The organism is Aquimarina gracilis, assembly GCF_035285365.1.
GTDB classification, from domain to species: Bacteria; Bacteroidota; Bacteroidia; order Flavobacteriales; family Flavobacteriaceae; genus Aquimarina; species Aquimarina gracilis.
Genome location: NZ_JAYKLX010000002.1, coordinates 14559 through 32554, shown reverse-complemented (window position 1 = coordinate 32554; position 17996 = coordinate 14559). Strand labels below are relative to the sequence as shown.

At 33.2% G+C, this 17996-nt stretch carries 11 protein-coding genes; 3 read left to right on the top strand and 8 right to left on the bottom strand.

The window, feature by feature from the left end; genetic code table 11:
- Window positions 1-298 precede the first annotated feature (298 nt).
- From U6A24_RS03030 to U6A24_RS03020, 3 genes are all read left to right on the top strand, one after another.
- A complete protein-coding gene (locus tag U6A24_RS03030) occupies window positions 299-1810 on the top strand; it encodes an AraC family transcriptional regulator (protein ID WP_324178465.1) in 1512 nt (503 codons plus the stop codon).
- A gap of 265 nt (window positions 1811-2075) precedes the next feature.
- A complete protein-coding gene (locus tag U6A24_RS03025) occupies window positions 2076-5183 on the top strand; it encodes a SusC/RagA family TonB-linked outer membrane protein (protein WP_324178464.1) in 3108 nt (1035 codons plus the stop codon).
- 96 nt (window positions 5184-5279) lie between these two features.
- On the top strand, window positions 5280-6881 hold the full coding sequence (locus U6A24_RS03020) for a RagB/SusD family nutrient uptake outer membrane protein (protein WP_324178463.1): 1602 nt from the start codon (window positions 5280-5282) through the stop codon (window positions 6879-6881).
- A gap of 228 nt (window positions 6882-7109) precedes the next feature.
- Here U6A24_RS03020 and U6A24_RS03015 read toward each other — a convergent pair whose 3' ends face one another.
- From U6A24_RS03015 to U6A24_RS02980, 8 genes are all read right to left on the bottom strand, one after another.
- Complete coding sequence (locus tag U6A24_RS03015) at window positions 7110-7736, bottom strand: class I SAM-dependent methyltransferase (RefSeq protein WP_324178462.1); 627 nt, start codon at window positions 7734-7736, stop codon at window positions 7110-7112.
- A gap of 3 nt (window positions 7737-7739) precedes the next feature.
- Window positions 7740-9821, bottom strand: a complete 2082-nt coding sequence (locus U6A24_RS03010; protein ID WP_324178461.1) for a DUF349 domain-containing protein — start codon at window positions 9819-9821, stop codon at window positions 7740-7742.
- A 141-nt stretch (window positions 9822-9962) separates the two neighbouring features.
- Window positions 9963-10694, bottom strand: coding sequence for a shikimate dehydrogenase family protein (locus tag U6A24_RS03005; protein WP_324178460.1), 732 nt, complete (start codon window positions 10692-10694; stop codon window positions 9963-9965).
- Window positions 10691-11716 (bottom strand): DUF368 domain-containing protein, encoded by a 1026-nt coding sequence (locus U6A24_RS03000; RefSeq protein WP_324179007.1) that lies wholly within the window; start codon window positions 11714-11716, stop codon window positions 10691-10693. The genes U6A24_RS03005 and U6A24_RS03000 overlap by 4 nt, the downstream gene beginning before the upstream one ends.
- A 6-nt stretch (window positions 11717-11722) precedes the next feature.
- Complete coding sequence (locus U6A24_RS02995; protein ID WP_324178459.1) at window positions 11723-12688, bottom strand: DUF368 domain-containing protein; 966 nt, start codon at window positions 12686-12688, stop codon at window positions 11723-11725.
- A gap of 84 nt (window positions 12689-12772) precedes the next feature.
- Entirely contained in the window at window positions 12773-14164 is a 1392-nt protein-coding gene (locus U6A24_RS02990) for a tetratricopeptide repeat protein (protein ID WP_324178458.1), read from the bottom strand.
- 321 nt (window positions 14165-14485) lie between these two features.
- Complete coding sequence (locus U6A24_RS02985) at window positions 14486-15682, bottom strand: aspartate aminotransferase family protein (RefSeq protein WP_324178457.1); 1197 nt, start codon at window positions 15680-15682, stop codon at window positions 14486-14488.
- Window positions 15683-15745: 63 nt separating this feature from the next.
- Window positions 15746-17566, bottom strand: a complete 1821-nt coding sequence (locus U6A24_RS02980; RefSeq protein ID WP_407654007.1) for an OstA-like protein — start codon at window positions 17564-17566, stop codon at window positions 15746-15748.
- Between the last annotated feature and the right edge of the window lie 430 nt (window positions 17567-17996).

Here is a 17996-nt window from a genome sequence, read left to right as displayed (position 1 = left end):
GTAATTAGGCGCGTATTTTGTTAATGAAAAGCAATGTTTTTGTTAAAGTTGTAATTTACAAATACAGCTTCTTGGTTAGGATTTGACAACCTTGGAAATACTAATTTTTAATTATACCTATAGTTTCGCTATCTCTATTTTTATTTATTCTTTTTTTTATTTCTTAATAAATCAGTAAGACTTGATCGGAACAAACTTTTTCGGTATTTTTTAAGATAAAACATATATAACTTAGCAGTTGGAATTATTGTTTTACACTGTGCCGCTAACTCTAATAAATACTACTGTATTAAACAAATTGAATATTCTTTTTTTATTGTTAATCTCCCTAAATGTCTATAGTTTGGTAGGTCAAATTAACAACTATCAAAATAAGAATATAGATAGTCTTGTTTGTATAGCTGATGACTATTATTGTCGAGGAAAACATGAGCAAGCAATTGAAAAATATGAAAAAATTCTTTCCTTAATTAAAGAAGATTCTAGTGATAATATATTAAAACAATTGGCCTATTGTTATATTAAGATTGGCGATGCAGAAATTGCAAGTGTTTACATAGAAAAATATATTCAGGTCAGTTTGGACGTGTCTTTTATTGATCATAGTTATTTTAAAGATATCAGTAATGTTAAGCTTTATACAGAAATAGCAGATAGATATAAAGCAAAAACAAATCTTTGGACTACATTTTGCTTATGTATTGGTTTTATGGGAATTTTTGTTGCAGTAGTACTAAATTTCAGGAAGCGTTCTGATAGAATTGGTAATTTACTAATGAGCGCATTTGTCATGTTACATTCTTTCTTCATACTTCATTTATATTTGCTTCTTACAAATTATCATTATTATTTACCTCATACATTATATTTTTCTACTACATTTTCATTTTTGTATGGGCCATTGATTTACTTTTATTTTAAAAGGATAAAGATTGATTATACTTTTAAGAAGAGCGATATATTGCATGCTGTGCCTACATTATTGCTCATAGTTTTATTATCACCAATGTATGTGTTATCTGAAGAAGAAAAACTAAGAATTATGGTTCTTAATGATAATGTACCATACTCTATTCCTATTTCACTTATTAAGCTAGTTTCGTTATACTTTTATGGCATTCTGATTTATAGAATATATATTAAATCTATGAAGAATAAAAGGGAAACGATCACAAAAATCGAGCAATACTGGCAAAGAAATATTTTTGCTTTTTGTTCTTTATATGTTATTACTTATACAATTTTTACCATTCTGGTTATACAATCTATTGATAAAGGTTTTTTATTCAATATACAAGTGGCTTCAATGGTTTTGCTTGTGCTATATGTTAGTTATACAGCACTTGTTCAACCTAGTATTTTTGGTCATAGTGATATGGAAGAAAATGAAAAACCTGATATTTCTCATCAAAAACCGAAGGTTAAACTAAGTAGATATAAAAATTCTGGTTTAACAGAAAGCCTATCATTGGAGCTAAAGGAAAGGTTACTTTTTTTACTTGATAGCGAAAAAGTATATAAACAAAATGATATTACACTACAAAAACTTTCAGAGCTATTGGGTACAACAAGGCATAATACTTCTCAGGTTATTAACGAACATTTCAACCTTAATTTTTTTGACCTTATAAACTCATATCGAATTAAGGAAGCCAAAAAGATATTAAGATTATATGATGGGCACAAACAAGCAAATATTATCGATGTCATCTATGAAGTTGGTTTTAATAATAAAGTTACTTTTTATAAGTCTTTCAGGAAGTATAATAAAATGACCCCATCCGAATATATAAAGCTATTTGTAGCATAGTTATATGCCATTAGAGTACCTGTTCTTCGGGAAAAAGTTAATATTCTTCGGTAAAAGTAAATCTTGATAGTGATTGACTACGTGTAGGTTAATAATACATTTCTTTATGGTGTAATCATAAAAAGGTAGGTAAGCAGTTTGTTATTCACTTTAGATCTTCTTCATGTTATTAAAGGTGTTTAGAGTTAGCCACTTCAGAACATACTTGCCTTCCTTTTGTGATTATACAAATCATATTTTTTAAAACTTTTGAAAATCATAATCTATGAGAGTACAACATCATCAATTGTTGATATTTATCTTTTTTATTTCAAATTTGGTATTTGCTCAACAAAGAACTATTTCTGGAACAGTAACAGATAATGAGGGGATACCATTACCCGGGGTCAATATCTCTATCAAAGACACTAACAAAGGAACACAAACAGATTTTGACGGATATTATACTATTGAGGCCAGTAGAGGAGAAACCATATCTTTCAGTTACATTGGATTTGAAACCAGATTAATTACAGTAACAGAAGCTACTAACATTGATATCCAATTAGTAGAAGATACTCAAACATTGGAAGAAGTAGTAGTTACTGGAGTAGGTATTGCTACTGCAAAACGAAAAGTAGCCATAGCTGTTGAAACGGTCTCTGCCAATGATTTAACACCCGCTCCTGCTGCCGATATCTCGCAAGCACTTATTGGAAAAGTTCCGGGAGCACGTATTCAATCCACATCTGGTCAACCAGGACAACAACAAAATATCCTTTTAAGAGGTATTAATTCTTTATCAAGTTCACAACCTATGATAATGGTTGATGGTGTTCAAATTAACACCGATAATCTTGACAATGGATCCAGCACTAATCAATCTAGTAGGCTGGCCGACCTAGATCTAAATGATGTAGAAAGGATAGAGGTTATACAGGGTGCTGCAGCAGGAACCATATACGGAGCACAAGGAGCAAATGGAGTTATTCAAATTTTTACTAAAAAAGGAGAAGCAGGAGCCATCAAAGTAAACTTTCGTTCCAGGGTTGGTTTTAGTAATGCACTAGAAGGTAATTTTGGGAAAACGAATTTCCATTATTTTGAAACCACAAGTGATGGATTTTTAGCAGGCCGAGACGGAACAAGATTAACTCCGAATCCTACTACTGGAGTTTGGCCAACTCCTCTTGGAAGTATAACTCCAGATGTACAGGTCAATAAACCATTTGCAGAAGAAACCTTTGATCAGTTGGATCAAGTATTTGATACTGCTGCTACATTAGAAACAGGTGTATCGGTATCGGGTGGAAGCGAAAAAGTTCGCTTTTTTTCATCGGCTTCTCACCTAAACCAGGAATCGGTAATTTTTGGGAGATTGAAGAGAACCAATTTCAAGACAAATGTTAATATGAATATTACAGACAAGTTAACCTTTTCTTCAAATACTACTATTATAGGTAGCGATAATACAACAGGGGGAATTACTGGAGCCGATAATGTTGGAAGTGCTTTGTCTAATGCGTTAAACGTACCTCAATATATAGATAATACCGCTAGAGATGCTATAGGTAACTTTGTGGGTAACCCTACGGGAGGCAATGAAGTAAACCCTTTTTACAGTTTTGAAAATAGGCGTTTCAATTCGGATCTGTCTAGAATTATTCAAAATATAAATATTAACTATAAACCTTTTAAATTTTTAGAACTCGACTATAAATATGGTATTGATCATTATGAGAATAAGTTTAGAGAATTAATCGTAAATCAATCTCTTTTCTTAACAAACGTAATACAACCTTCTACAGGGTCATTAACCGAAAGACCAGAAACTGGTACAACACAGAACTCTTTATTATCTGCATTTGTCAGGTTTAATACAGAAGAGGATTTTGGTTGGAGTTTTCCGATATCATCATCTACACAAATATCTTATGACTGGCGTAGAGAAGATTTTGATCGACTGACCGTTTTAGGAACAGATTTACCTACTTTTACTGATGATATTAACATGAATCAGACTGGGCAACAGGTTTCTACAGCTTTTGAAAGTTCCTTTAGAACTTTTGGATATCTAATTAACCAAAAGTTTGATTTTGGAAACTACTTTGGTGTTTCTGGGGGTGTAAGGGTCGATTGGTCTTCTGCATTTGGACAAGGATCTGATGCTTTTGTTTTTCCGAGAGGAGATATTTATTTAAGAGTTGATGAATTTTTAGAGAGTGATGTCTTAAATCAATTTAAGCTACGTGCTGCATATGGTGAAGCAGGTATACAACCGGGTCCTTTTGATAGAATTCCAATTCTTCTTTCAGGACAGATTGTGAATACCAGGGCGTTATCAATCCCAAGTATTCTTCAAAACCCAGATCTTAACGTACAGGTTTCCAAAGAACTAGAATTTGGTAGTGACCTTGTGTTTACTCCAGGTAAAAAGGATTGGTTTAATAGAATTGAATTGAATGCTACGTATTACACTAGAGATTCAGAAGATATAATAAGAGAGTTAGATGTGCCTCCTTCTCAAGGGGCAGCAAGTATATTAACCAATGCTATTACTATTGAAACAGAAGGTTTTCAAGCGGGACTTAATGTATCTGTTGTTAATAAAAGAGATTTTAAATGGAATTCAACTTTCAATTTTGGAACCTTTCAAAGTGATATAACTAATATTTCTAATGGCTTAGATATTCCATTAGGTAATAATCATATTCTTAGAGAAGGTGCTCCAGTAGGTGCATTCTTTGGTTTTTCTCCATTATCTAGTTTAACACAAACAAGAAGTGATGGAACTCGATATATACAGGATGCTGACTTAACCAACTTCGAAATTGGTCCTAATGGATATGTAGTAAATAGAGATTCTAAACAGGTAGTTCTTACAGATGAACAAGAATTAATAGGAGATCCTACTCCAGATTTCACACTATCATTTATCCAAGAATTTAACATTATGGAACACCTCGACTTTTCTTTTCAGTTAGATTGGATACAGGGTAATGATATTTATAATCAAACCAGACAGTGGCTATATAGAAATTTATTGCATGAGGATGTTTCAGTACCTGTTACTATTAATGGAGAAACCGGTGCCTGGGCTGCGTATTATGCGAATCTATATGCCACAAATTCTCCAAATTCTGAGTTTGTAGAAGATGGCTCCTTTTTGAGACTGCGAAATGTTAGATTGTCTTATGATTTTGGCCACCTTATAAAAGAAGTTTCTAGTTTTAGATTAACAGTTACGGGTGATAATTTACTCACCTGGACAGATTATAAAGGATTAGATCCAGAGGCAGCTTCCAATTTTAATAATCCTGTAGAGCGAGGATTAGATCAGTTTGCTTTTCCCAATTTCAGATCATTTTCTTTTGGGATTAATGTAGGTTTCTAGGAGAATTAGTTATAACAAAAAAATCAACTTTACTGAAGTGATGAGATTTAACTTCAAGATAAGTTTAAGAATTATAAAATACAAATGTACATACAGATGAAACAGTTTATTTTACTTATAATAATAACCTTCTTTATCATTGGTTGTAATAAAGATCAACTAGAGGTTATAAATTCAAACAACCCCACTTTTGAGGCATTAAATACAGAAGCAGGACTTACCGCTTTGGCAACAGGAGTTTATCTTAATGGAGTAGATGGAGATGACGATCCTTTTATTGATTATGATTTTACTTGGCGTGTTCAAGCATTTCATGAAAGCATGGCCGATGCCATTTATATATCTGCAGGTAATTTTTCATTTCGTTGGGCCAATCAGCCTACTTCTATTACATTGGATGATGGAACGGTGGTAACACCTCCTCAAGAAGGACCCCAACCCGAAGCATTAAGAGTTCGAAATGTAAGAACCCAAATAGATGGGAATGCATTTGCTCATGAATGGATGACCATGTACAAAAGTAACAATCTGGCGAATCACATTTTGAACTTAGTTGATGATGTAGAAATATCAACGAATCCAGATTTGAAAAAGAAAGCATTAAAAGCATGGGCATACTTTTGGAAAGGGTATGCGTATTCAAGAATTGGTTCTATGTATACTTCTGGTTTAATTGTTTCAACCCCAGATGTTACTAATACAGATTATGTTCCACGCGAAAGAATGATAGAAGAAGCAACGCTTAATTTTGACGCAGCAATAGAGCAAATTAATCAAATAGATGGAAATATTTCTGGTTTTATGTCATCTGTAATCCCAGATGCGTTTGCAGCATCTTCTTTTCGGGGAAATGCTCCTTCAGCTATTCTAACAAAAGAAATGTGGATTCGTAATATTAATACCTTGAAAGCTAGAAACATTCTGGTGAATAAAAAAATAGATGAGATGACAATGACCGATTGGGATGAAATACAATCCCTTACTGATAATGGATTGTTACCTGGGGACTTTATTTTTGTAGTAAAACAAGATGGGGTTAATTTCAATGTTAATACAAACGTTCCTCTTAGACTTCTTGTTGGATGGCACTTTCTTAGTGAACGTTTGGTTCAGGATTTTAAACCCGGAGATCAACGCTTTTTAGATAATGTATTTGAACTGGAAAATTCTTTTGTTAATGATAGAGGTAGAGGAATACAATATGGAACTAGATGGGGATTTAGAGATGCTGAATATGCTTCTTTAGAAAATAATAGAATTAATATTTATTATGCTGGGACTTATGATGAAAATGAGTTAATGAAAGCAGAAGCCAATATCTATAAAGGACAAATAGAAACAGGTTTAAGTATAATTGATAATGTTAGAGAACATCAAAATGCCAACCTAAGCCCTATATCAGGTACTGGATTAACAGAAGATCAGGCATTAGAGGAATTACGAAGAGAAAGAAGGATAGGATTGCTATTAAGAGGAGTAGGGTTTTATGATGCTAGAAGATGGGGGGTTACAGAACCTGTTAGTCAAGGAGGAGGAAGAACAGGTTTAGTAGTTTTAGATGATTTGGGTAACCTTAATACAAATGCTACTTTCGATTATAACTATCTTGATTATTGGGATGTGCCTGACCAGGAGGCTGCGTTTGGATCTCCTCTTGGAAATGGAAGCGAAACCAGTTTTGGCGATGCCAATCAATAGGTAAATCATACTTTTTGAAGAGAGACCTCTATAAATAGAATTGGATTATTTATATCTGCCGATTGTCTCTCCCGTTCTATTAAGGTTAAAGATCAGAGTAGTACATTTTGGGAGTAGGTTATCGAAATATTATCCTGATCAAAAAACCATAGAATTATATTAATTCTATGGTTTTTATTTTTGTAAATATTATTTTTTATTAAAATTGAGTTTAAAAATACTACTGCTTTATTTGCGAAAAGTAATTAAATCCTTTTCTATTGTTAGAGATTCAAAACCAAGCCTATTTTTAATCCAGTGCAGGGAATCTGGAGAATAAAAGAATACATGTGTAGGATCATTTTTATACCACCAGGAATCAAAATCAATGGTGTTATAATACAGATTTGTTTTGCAATATAAAGTTCCATTGGGTTTTAAGAGAGAGAATAGAAGTTCAAATTCTTTTGAAGGGATGTAAAAATGCTCCATAACTTCACAACAAATAACATAGTCGTATCGACTGTTTAAAGCTTTATTATTAGGAGCAAAGTAAGGGTCATAAGTGCGAATGTTATATTCCTTATTCGTTAATAAAGAGGTGATAACAGGGCCACTACCTGAACCAAAATCAAGGCCAATGTGACTAGAATCGTATCGATTAAAAATAGCTTTAACAATTGGAGAAACAAAGTTTTGATATCCAGAATCATTAACGTCATTTTGATGTAGTAAATAGCGTTCTTTTTCCTGTTCTGGTGATAGAAAATGAGATGAATGTAATAGAATGCCACTACACTCTGTACATTTAAAGAATTTTCTTCCCTTTACTTCAGAAAATAGATAAGTTTCTGAACCGCAAAGAGAACATTGCATATTCTAAAGTTGTTTGATTTTAACAAGCTTGGCTTTCCAAACTTCTAATGTTTCACGATGTTTTTGAATATTCTTTTGAACCTCTTTTACCAAAGGGTTATCATCTTTGGCATTTTTGAAAAACTGAAGATTATTTTCTAATTGACGAATTTCACCATTTACTTCATCAATTTTCTTGCGAATGAAATTTTGCTCATTTTTAAGAGCTCTGTCATCGGTTTGATTAGATAAGGTACTTAGTTTATTTTCGTATTTGATGAGTTCGGTCTCTTTACGACTTAAATTAAGTTGCTTAAAGAGTTCATCAAGAATTTTATTGTATTCAGACTCTATGTTTTTCTTTTTATAAGGAACTCTACCCAAAGTCTTCCATACAGAAATATTTTCTTTAATTGTTTGTAAATCAGCTTCGGGATCGCCCGATAATTCTAAATCTTTAAGCGCTTCTATATGTGCCTGTTTCTTCTCAAGAGAAACTAATTCTTCTTTATTGGCTTCATTTCTTTCAGCATGTAAACGATCAAAATAAGAGTTACAGGCATCTTTAAATCTTTTCCAGATACGATCACTGTCCTTACGAGGTACGTGACCGATTTTTTTCCAATCTGCCTGGATTTTTTTCATTAAAGGCGTAGTCACCGAAAAATCATCACTATCCTTATTATCTTCAGCAATTTTGATTAGCTCCATCTTTTTATTCAGGTTCTCAAATTGCTCTTTTTTCAATCCTTTATAGAAAGCATTTTTATTGCGATTAAAATCCCTAACAGCAGTTTTAAATTCACTCCAGGTTTGTTCATTTACATTAGAAGGAACTTTACCTGCTTTAAAGAATTCTTCGCGCAGGGTTTCAATTTCTTTTATTTTTTGCTGCCATCCGCTGTGATTATTTGGATGATCTGATCCTACTTCAATAATCTTTTGAATAATTTCTCTTTTCTTCTCAAGATTTACCTCATAAACCTTATCGAGTTCTTTGAAATACTTTTGACGATTTTCATGAATCTGTTTAGTGAGTGCACTAAATTTTTCCCAAATAGGTTCTCTATATTCTTTACCAACCGGACCCAAATCTTCTTTCCACATTTTATGTAGCAATTGCAACTCTCTGAAGGCTCTGTTAACATCGGTTTCCTGAGCAAGTTCTGTAGCCCGCTCAATAATCTTAAGTTTTTGCTCTAGATTATGTTTAAAATCTAGGTCTCTAAATTCTCTGTTTAAGTGAAGGAAATCATAAAAATTCTCGGTGTGGTGGTGATATGTATTCCATACAGTATTATATTTATCCCTTGGGATTGGACCGGCATTACGCCATCTTTCTTGTATACTTTTGAAATGATTATATGTTGAGTTTATATTTTCATCAACATTTAATAACCCCTTTAACTCATCGATGAGATCTAATCTCCTTTTTAGGTTTTCTTGTAAATCCTTTTTAAGATTTTGATAGTATGCGTTACGTTTTTCTTTATAATCAAAATAAACCGAATTGAATTCTTTTTTTACAGGAGTAGAGTAATAGAAGTCTATAATATCACCTCCATCGGCCAAAAACTCTTCCTTTTTTTGTTCTACTTCTTCATTAAATTTTTCATTAAACTCACTTCTTATTTCTTCAACATGCTCTTTAATCGCCTGTACCTTTTCATTCTTGACCAGATAACGAAGTTCTTTAATTAGTTCTTCTTTGGTCATTGCATGATAGTCCTTTTTTTCAATATCATGCTTTTCTTGAGTACTCTCATCTTCACTATGTTCGGCTACAGCTTCGTCCATCTGATTTTGCACACCATCATCTTCTGAATCTTTGCTAGAAGTTTCTTGTTCTTGAGGTGTTTCACCCTCGTTTTCCTCGGATGCTATTGGAGTGGATTCTTCTGAAGTGTTTTTTTGCTCAGCTCCTTCATTTGTTTCTGAAACTGTATTTTCTGTTTCAGATGGGGTAATATCTTCCTGATCAGAGGTTATATCTGCTGAATTAGATTCTTGATCTGGTTGAATAGAATTTTCAGAATTTGTTTCTAGCGTTTCTATTTTATTTTCTTCATTTCCATCTGCCTTGGGCAGGTTATCACGTGTGGACATTGTGTGAACGTTTTTGTTTGTCTGAGCTTAATCTATGACTAAGATACTAACATATTAGAAAACCTCAAAGTTATTGAGGGGTTTTAAGAGTCTGTAGATATGTAATAAGGTAGGAATTTTATGACAAAACCTGCATAAACATTACTTATTCCAGATTTCCCAGGATTTTTCGGCTTGTAAAATTAACATTTGCAGGCCGTTAGAGGCTTTTGCACCTTGTTGTAAACCTTTTTTCATGAAAGAGGTTTGAGCCGGATTATAAATCAAATCGTATAATACATGATTTTCGGTAATATGTTCGTAAGGAATATCCGGACAATCATCTACATTAGGATGTGTTCCCAAAGGCGTGCAATTCACAATTAATTTGTACGATTTGATAATGTCTTCATCAAGATCTTTATAGCTTAGTTCATTGAAATCGGGATTTCTTGAAACAAAAGTGTGACTTATATCTAATCGATCTAGCGCAAATGCAATTGCTTTTGAAGCTCCGCCGGTGCCTAAAATCAATGCTTTTTTAATCTTTGGATTAAGAAGAGGAGTGAGGGATTCTGTAAAGCCATAATAATCACTATTGTATCCTGTAAGTTTTTGGTTTTTTTCAAATTTTATGACATTAACAGCTCCAATTTCTTTGGCTATAGGGTCTAGTTTATCCAGATAAGAAACGACCTCTTCTTTGTAAGGTATCGTTACATTTAACCCTTTTACACTGGGATTTTCAATTATTTCTTTTAGTTCTGAGATATCAATGAGGTCAAAATTGTTATACTCACAATTAAGGCTTTCTTTTTCAAACTTTTCAGTAAAATAACCTTTAGAAAAAGAGTAACCGATGTTTCTGCCTAGTAAACCGTAGATGTCTTTCATTTTGAAGATTTGAGTGTTTGTTGGCCATACCATTCTAGCCATAAAACGATTCCAATACCCACCAAGACAAATAAAATTCCAATATAAGTCTCTAACAGGGTAAAATCGGGAAAATAACGATCATAATTATCCAATATGGGATCTCCTAATGCATCGATAAGCGTATTTCCTTGGCTATCGGTTTTGTATATTTTATGTTTCCAGGGCCAAACAACGCCTAGAGAACCTGTTATAAACCCAATAATTGAAGCAAATGTTGCGGTTTTGTACCGTTTTAATACATAGCCTAAAAAATGTGACAAAGTTACCAAGCCCGTAAGAGATCCAAGACTAAAAACAACAAGAACTTGTAGTAGTCGAATTCTTTGCGCATTTTCGGTAAAAGAAAAATCCCAACGTATTAGATCAGCTATTGTGTCATAGAGTGCGTTGACAGAGTCTACTAGTAGTAAAACATAATTACCCATTAGTATTAAAATAAAAGAACCCGATAACCCCGGTAATGTCATGCCCGATACACCTATAATTCCACAAACAAAAACAAATAATAGATGGTCATTTTCTTTGGCTGGATCTAGAAGACTTATACTAATACCTACCAAGGTGCTTATAATAATAAAACATATATTTCTACGGCTCCAGTCGTCAAAATCCTTGACGATATAGTATATAGACCCTATGATCATTCCAAAAAATGCCGCCCATACATACAATTCATAATGAATAATGAGATAGTCCAGGATTTTTGATACGCTGAAATAGCTAATGAGCATTCCTAAAATGAGTAGACCAAGAAACCTACCGTTGATATATCTCCAAAAACTTTTGAATCTGAAGTTAATAAAAAGTTTAAAGGCTTTGAAATTTACTTTCTGCAAAGAATATATGAATTCTTCATAAAAACCCGCTACAAATGCAACTACACCTCCAGAAACTCCAGGTACTTTATTTGCGGCACCCATAGCAAGACCCTTAATAACCAAAAATAGCTTATCGGTAAACGTTCGGGTACTTTGCTGCATCATAGGTTAGTTAGCTTTTTTTATTGCAAGTCTTTCTAGGAGTAGAATTAATAGAAAACCTACGGTTATAAAAAGTAGTACCCAAATAATCTTTGGATCTCCATCAAAATGATTAGGTAAGATACTTTTTTCGATGAACGGAACTTGTAATCCTTCAGAATTTGTTCTCCAGGACATGACTTCTTTCCAGGGCCATAATTTGTTAAGTGACCCGATCATAAACCCAGTAAGAATAGCCAAAGTCATGTTTTTATGGTTTTTAAACATCCAGTTTAGCGCCTTGGAAAATAGTTTTAACCCGGTAATAGCTCCGATGCCAATAATACATATTTTTAAAAAAGCTTGTGATAGAAGTTCAAAATTCATATTAACTAGTCCTTCTCTTAGCTGATTTAGAATATCAATAAATGTTTGATAGGCTCCTAAAATTAGCAGGATAAAAGCACCGGATACACCAGGAAGTATCATCGCAATAATAGCAATAAAGCCACAAAACAAAAGGTACCAATTACTATCAGGAGAAGCAAGAGGTTCTGCAATAGTTATAAAATACGAAAGTACTGCTGCCACGATAACTCCTATAAATACTTTAGGTCTCCAGACTGTAATTTGCTTTCCTATATAAAATATACTAGCTAATACTAATCCAAAAAAGAAGGCCCATAATAGTAGTGGCTCATTATGAAGTAACCATTTTATGGCTTTTGCCAGAGACAATATACTTATGGCTATTCCCAAAAAGAGTGTGGACAAAAATGGTAGGTTGTATGCTTTCCATGAGCTTAAAAAACCGTCTTTTTTCCATTTTGAAAAGAAACCTAAATCTAATTTATTGATGGTTTCGATTAATTCTTCATAAATTCCCGATATAAAGGCTATGGTTCCTCCAGAAACTCCTGGAACAACATCTGCTGCTCCCATGGCAAGTCCTTTCAACGAAATAAGTAGGTAGTCCTTAAGACTTCTTCGCATCTTTAATTGTTTTAACAATTTTTAGTCAAAACAAATGTATGCATTTTTGTTATTAAACATTACAGAAAAAAAATGTCTTTTTTGTTATGCTTTGTATTCCGAAATGATGTCTTTAACTAAGGTTAAATTAAACACTTTTTCATATAGTTCTTCAAGTACTATATGATACTCATAATCCAATTCAAGCGCTTTTCTGATATGATGTTCACCTTTGTCATATTCTTGCTTTTCGTAATGTAAACCAGCTAGTCGATATTGTACTTCGGCATTTTCAGGATAAAATTCGATAGCCTGATAAAGGTTTTGTATTGCTGCATCAGTTTCGCCAAGAAATCGAAGTATATCGGCACGATTCAACCATGTCTCTAACTCATAATTGCCTAGTTCTAATGCTTTGCGATATCCCCTTTCTGCTTCTTCAAAAAAAGCAAGTTTATTATTTATTTTGGCATATCTTTTCCAGTAAAGCACATTTTCACCATCAATATTAATTGCCTTGTTAGTATAATACAAAGCTTTTTGATAGTTACGTTTGCGCATATAAAAATCGGTGATAGCTATCCAACCTTTATCCAATAAAGGATCTTCATGCACGGTTTTTGAATAGTGCTGAATAGCAAGGTCGTCATTACCTAATTTTTCAAAGCATTTTCCTATTCGAAGTAAAGCAAAAGAAGTAGGATCATCAAGTTCTAATGTGATTCTATAGTTTTCGATTGCTTCATTGTATCGTTTTAATTTTTCCAGCACTTTCCCTTTTTCAAGATAGGCTCCAATAAAATATTCATCACTTATAATAGCAAAATCAAAAGCGGCTAATGCTTTTTCATACTCTTTAAGATCAAAATATTGTTTTCCTACCTGATGCCAGGCAACTTCGCAATATGGATTTTTATTCAGGAACATGTTAAGGTATTCGATCGCCTCTTCATGTTGCTCTAAGAAATCGAAACAATAAATTATATTATAGAGAGCAGAGTAATCTTGATCATCTGTCTCGAGACAGCGCATAAAGTTGATTTTGGCATTTTCAAAATCATCCATAAAGAGATATTCCATTCCGATTAGGGAATATACATCGGCCTCATCATTGGTGTATTCTAGGGCCATACTTAAAAGCTCAATCGCTTTGAAGTGATCATTCTGTTTTGAAAGAATATTGGCTTTCTGGATATAGATTTCTTCATTTTCGGGTTCTATCGCATGTAATTGCGCCAAAAGATCATCTGCTTTTTCTAATCGATCTTCAAATACTAAAACTTCAACTTGTAATAGCTTAAGGTTTACAGAAGATGGGTGTTGTGAAAGTCCAAGAGAAATAGCTTTTTTCGCTTTTGCGATCTTACCGTTTTCCAAATAATGATGAATTATGGATTCAAACTCATCTGAATCAAAAAATTTCACATCATTAGATCTCAGCATAGACTCGTATCGAGTAATTGAGAAATTATTTTCTTCTTCGTGGTTAAATTTCATACACGTTGATTAAATATGCTCAATAAATCAAAAAGTGATGCAGACACTCTTTCTGTTTTCCCCAACAAGAAAGAACTATATATACTCCAATACTTCATTTATTTTTGCATTATTGATTTCCTCAGTATTAAAATTACAAATGAAATCAATCATTTGAACTTCATGAATCAATTGTTTTTAACAAACTAATTAACAAAATATGTACCATTATATAAATAATGAATAGCGTCTTGATTTTGGTGTAAGCGATACTATGTTTTTGGATTTGTGAAAAGAAAGGATAATATCTTAAATATATGATTTTTTACTTAAATAACCTAGTTAGGTTATGGTTTTGTTGGAATGAATTTTGTCCAAGGTGTCAAGAATAATTTCACATCCTTCTTTAATTTCTTCGGTGGTTATAGTAAGGGGAGGAGTGATTCTTACTGCTCTGGGCTCAAATAATAACCAAAATAATATAAGCCCTTTTTCTTGACATTTTAAAATGATTTGATTGGCAATTTCGGGAGAATCTGTGATGATAGCTAGCATGAGACCCAAACCTCTTATTTCTTTAATTAATGGATGAATTAAGAGAGATCTTAATAATTTTTCTTTTTCTAGGGTTGCTGCCATTACGTCACTTTCGGTAAGTTCTTGTAATGTTGCCAAAGCGGCAGATGCTATTATAGGGTTGCCACCAAAGGTGGTTATATGTCCTAATTTTGGATGATCCTGAAGTTGATCCATCATTTTGGCAGATGCGGTAAAAGCTCCAATAGGAAGGCCTCCACCCATTCCTTTTCCCATGGCAATAATATCTGGAATAATATCATAATTTTGAAATCCAAATAATTTACCAGTTCTCCCAAAACCGGGCTGAATTTCATCCAAAATCAATATCGCTCCTACTTGATCGCAGCGTTTTCGGACTTTTTTCAGGTAATCATTTTTTGGCTCAATAAATCCGGCACCACCTTGTATAGTTTCTAAAATTATTGCCGCTGTTTTATCTGTGATTTTTTCTAGATCATTTTCATCATTAAAGGATACAAAATGTATATCGGGTATCAATGGCCTAAAAGCCTGTTTTCTTTCTTCGAACCCCATTACACTCATAGAACCCATTGTATTTCCATGATATGCCAATTTTGCTGCAATAATCTCGCTTCTTCCGGTTATTCTTCTAGCTAATTTGAGTGAGCCTTCAATAGCTTCGGTGCCAGAATTTGTTAAATAGGTTTTTTCAAGAGGGTGGGGTAGATGAGTAGCCAAAAGTTTTGTTAATTCTACAGCAGGTTGTTGAATGTACTCTCCATACACCATGACGTGCATATATTGATCTAGCTGCTTTTTAATGGCATTTACTACTCTTGGATGTCTATGCCCCAGACTACAAGCTGATACCCCAGCTACAAAATCAAGATGCCTTTTCCCATCAGTCGCATAAATGTAACTACCTTCAGCATGAGAAATTTCCATTGCCAATGGATGCGGAGTTGTTTGTGCTTGATATTTAAAGAAATCCTTTTTCAAGATTTGCGGTATAGACTATAAAATGATTAATAGATATATTTAGAAACTATCTTGATGTTTCAGTTAATTGTCTGACAAGCTTTTTGTGCTGTCTATTTTTTCTTTTGAATATTTAAGCGTAGTAACCGTTATACTATCTCTTTGTCGAGCGGTACGCGTGAGATCGAGATCAATAGAAGAGGTCTTTTTTTGATTCTTTTGATCTTTGGGATCTGTCTCTTCTTTTATTGTGTTCTTGATTTCTATAGAATCAAGTTCTTCATTAGTCTCTTTGAGTTCTGCATCTTTAAGCTCCTGTTCTAGCATACGAGAGCCTTCAGATTTGTTGTCTTCTATACGTTTTAAGGTTTCTTCATCAAAGAAATCTGCTTCATCTTTTGGTAGAGGGATTCCTTTAATTTTAATAAGTTTAGGAGGGGTTTCTCCTCTAAAGAGATCTGCTTTGCTGTTTATTCTTTCTTCTCCTCTCCAATTGAAACCTGATAATTCTCTGGCATTTTCGGGTAAATCAATTTCCCTATACAAAGTGCCATCAACATTTTGATAATAATAAACATCATCTATTTCTTGATTAGTTAAAAGAAGCCGAATCGAACTAGAAAGCACTTTGTTTATTCCAATAAGTTTTAGCTCTCCTTCACTTTCGCGTTGATAAAATATAGTTTCTGTGTTTTTGTCGATATCTACCTGATAAATCTCATTATCTTTAAATAATCCATATAGGGTTTGCCCTTTGACTTGGTTATAGCCCGCTTTCAAAGTGTCTTCTTGAGCAAGAAAAGCATTTTGATAGACTACAAGTGAGTCTAGTTTTTCTGTTTCTGTGTCAGAAATTATCTTTATGGTATCCCCTGTCATTTGATTTCTTTGCGACCAGATAATAGGTCTACCAATCATTTTGGTATATCCGGTGGTTTGATCTACATTGATAGAATCACTTTTACCACTCATATTACTTTTAAAAATCCTTACATCATAAAATCCACGCATTATTCGATGTTCAGGCTTTCCGGTAACCATAAGTGTATCACTATGAATGTATATCGAGTCATTCTCCTGTAGAGTAGCGGCCAATGCTCTTTTGGTAATAAAAACAGAGTCTTTGTCTTTAAAGACCTCTGCATAATGCCCGGTTATTACAGAATTATTTGCTGTATCCAATACCCTTATGTTATTTGTTGCCGATGCAAATTGAATAGCACTATTATAAAAAATACTATCTCCAAAAACAGTGCGATTGTCATAGTCTATTCTGGCATTTTTTATGGCATAACCTGTTTTGACATTGGTATCATAGAACCCTCTTTCACAATATAGCGTGCTTTCTTTTCCTTTTACAGTAGAGGGACCATAAAGAAAAGCATGGCCATTTTCTGTATAATAGTCTAGTCGATCTGAATCTACTGTGTTTTCTGGGTTAACAATTTTTACAGCAGTATTAAATGAATATTGTTTTCTATCCATAAAATAACGACCAATTTTACTTGTTAATGTATTTGAGGAGTCTTTTACAGTTCCTCCGCTTCGGTAGTAGGCTTGCTGTCTTAATCGGTCAAAAAACAAAGTATCAGTTCGTAATGTGTTTGAAGGGGTTTCCATAAATACATCATCACTAGCATAAGCAAATTTGGTATTGCCATTATATTCTGCATACTTACTAGTCATCGTAAGTGTATCTCCCTGTTTTATAATTACATTTCCTAACGCTTTTACAAATTTGTCTTCACTATAATGTACGGCTTGGTCACACCAAATTTCAACACCTTCGTGTTGCATATACACTTGCTTGTCTACTTTGGCGAGAATAGTGGCCCCGGGAAATCTATTTTGATCTTTGATAGTACGATCAGACTGTACTTTAATCTGTTTTCCTTCTTGAGCCATGCTTACCAGGGGTAAGAGAAGAGAGATAACTAAAATTATATTGAAAAGTGTATTCTTCAAGACATCTAAAATTTGTATGCAAAATAACGAAAATTGTATCTAATGATTGTAGAGGTGTGCTTAAAATAAAAATTACTGACTTTTAACAATAAATACGCTGATAAAGATTTAACGTTGCAAGGCTTATTTATTACAGTCTAGACGTCTTATAAACTATCTTTTCTTAGGTATGAATATAGTGGTGATAATTTTTTTTATTTTTTAACATTTTATGTCTTTAAGTATCAGTAAATTGCAATACGTTAACAACAAAACTTAAATCAATACTATGGGGATGGTATTGATAATTCTTTTCTTTTTTATTTAAACATATGTTTTAGATCCATTTCTATTGGCTCTATTAAGGGGATATTATATGTATTTAAAAGAA

Coding starts and splice junctions, on each gene's coding strand:
- U6A24_RS03025 (WP_324178464.1), top strand. CDS start 2,076: ATGAGAGTACAACATCATCAATTGTTGATATTTATCTTTTTTATTTCA.
- U6A24_RS03020 (WP_324178463.1), top strand. CDS start 5,280: ATGAAACAGTTTATTTTACTTATAATAATAACCTTCTTTATCATTGGT.
- U6A24_RS03015 (WP_324178462.1), bottom strand. CDS start 7,736: ATGCAATGTTCTCTTTGCGGTTCAGAAACTTATCTATTTTCTGAAGTA.
- U6A24_RS03010 (WP_324178461.1), bottom strand. CDS start 9,821: ATGTCCACACGTGATAACCTGCCCAAGGCAGATGGAAATGAAGAAAAT.
- U6A24_RS03005 (WP_324178460.1), bottom strand. CDS start 10,694: ATGAAAGACATCTACGGTTTACTAGGCAGAAACATCGGTTACTCTTTT.
- U6A24_RS03000 (WP_324179007.1), bottom strand. CDS start 11,716: ATGCAGCAAAGTACCCGAACGTTTACCGATAAGCTATTTTTGGTTATT.
- U6A24_RS02995 (WP_324178459.1), bottom strand. CDS start 12,688: ATGCGAAGAAGTCTTAAGGACTACCTACTTATTTCGTTGAAAGGACTT.
- U6A24_RS02990 (WP_324178458.1), bottom strand. CDS start 14,164: ATGAAATTTAACCACGAAGAAGAAAATAATTTCTCAATTACTCGATAC.
- U6A24_RS02980 (WP_407654007.1), bottom strand. CDS start 17,566: ATGGCTCAAGAAGGAAAACAGATTAAAGTACAGTCTGATCGTACTATC.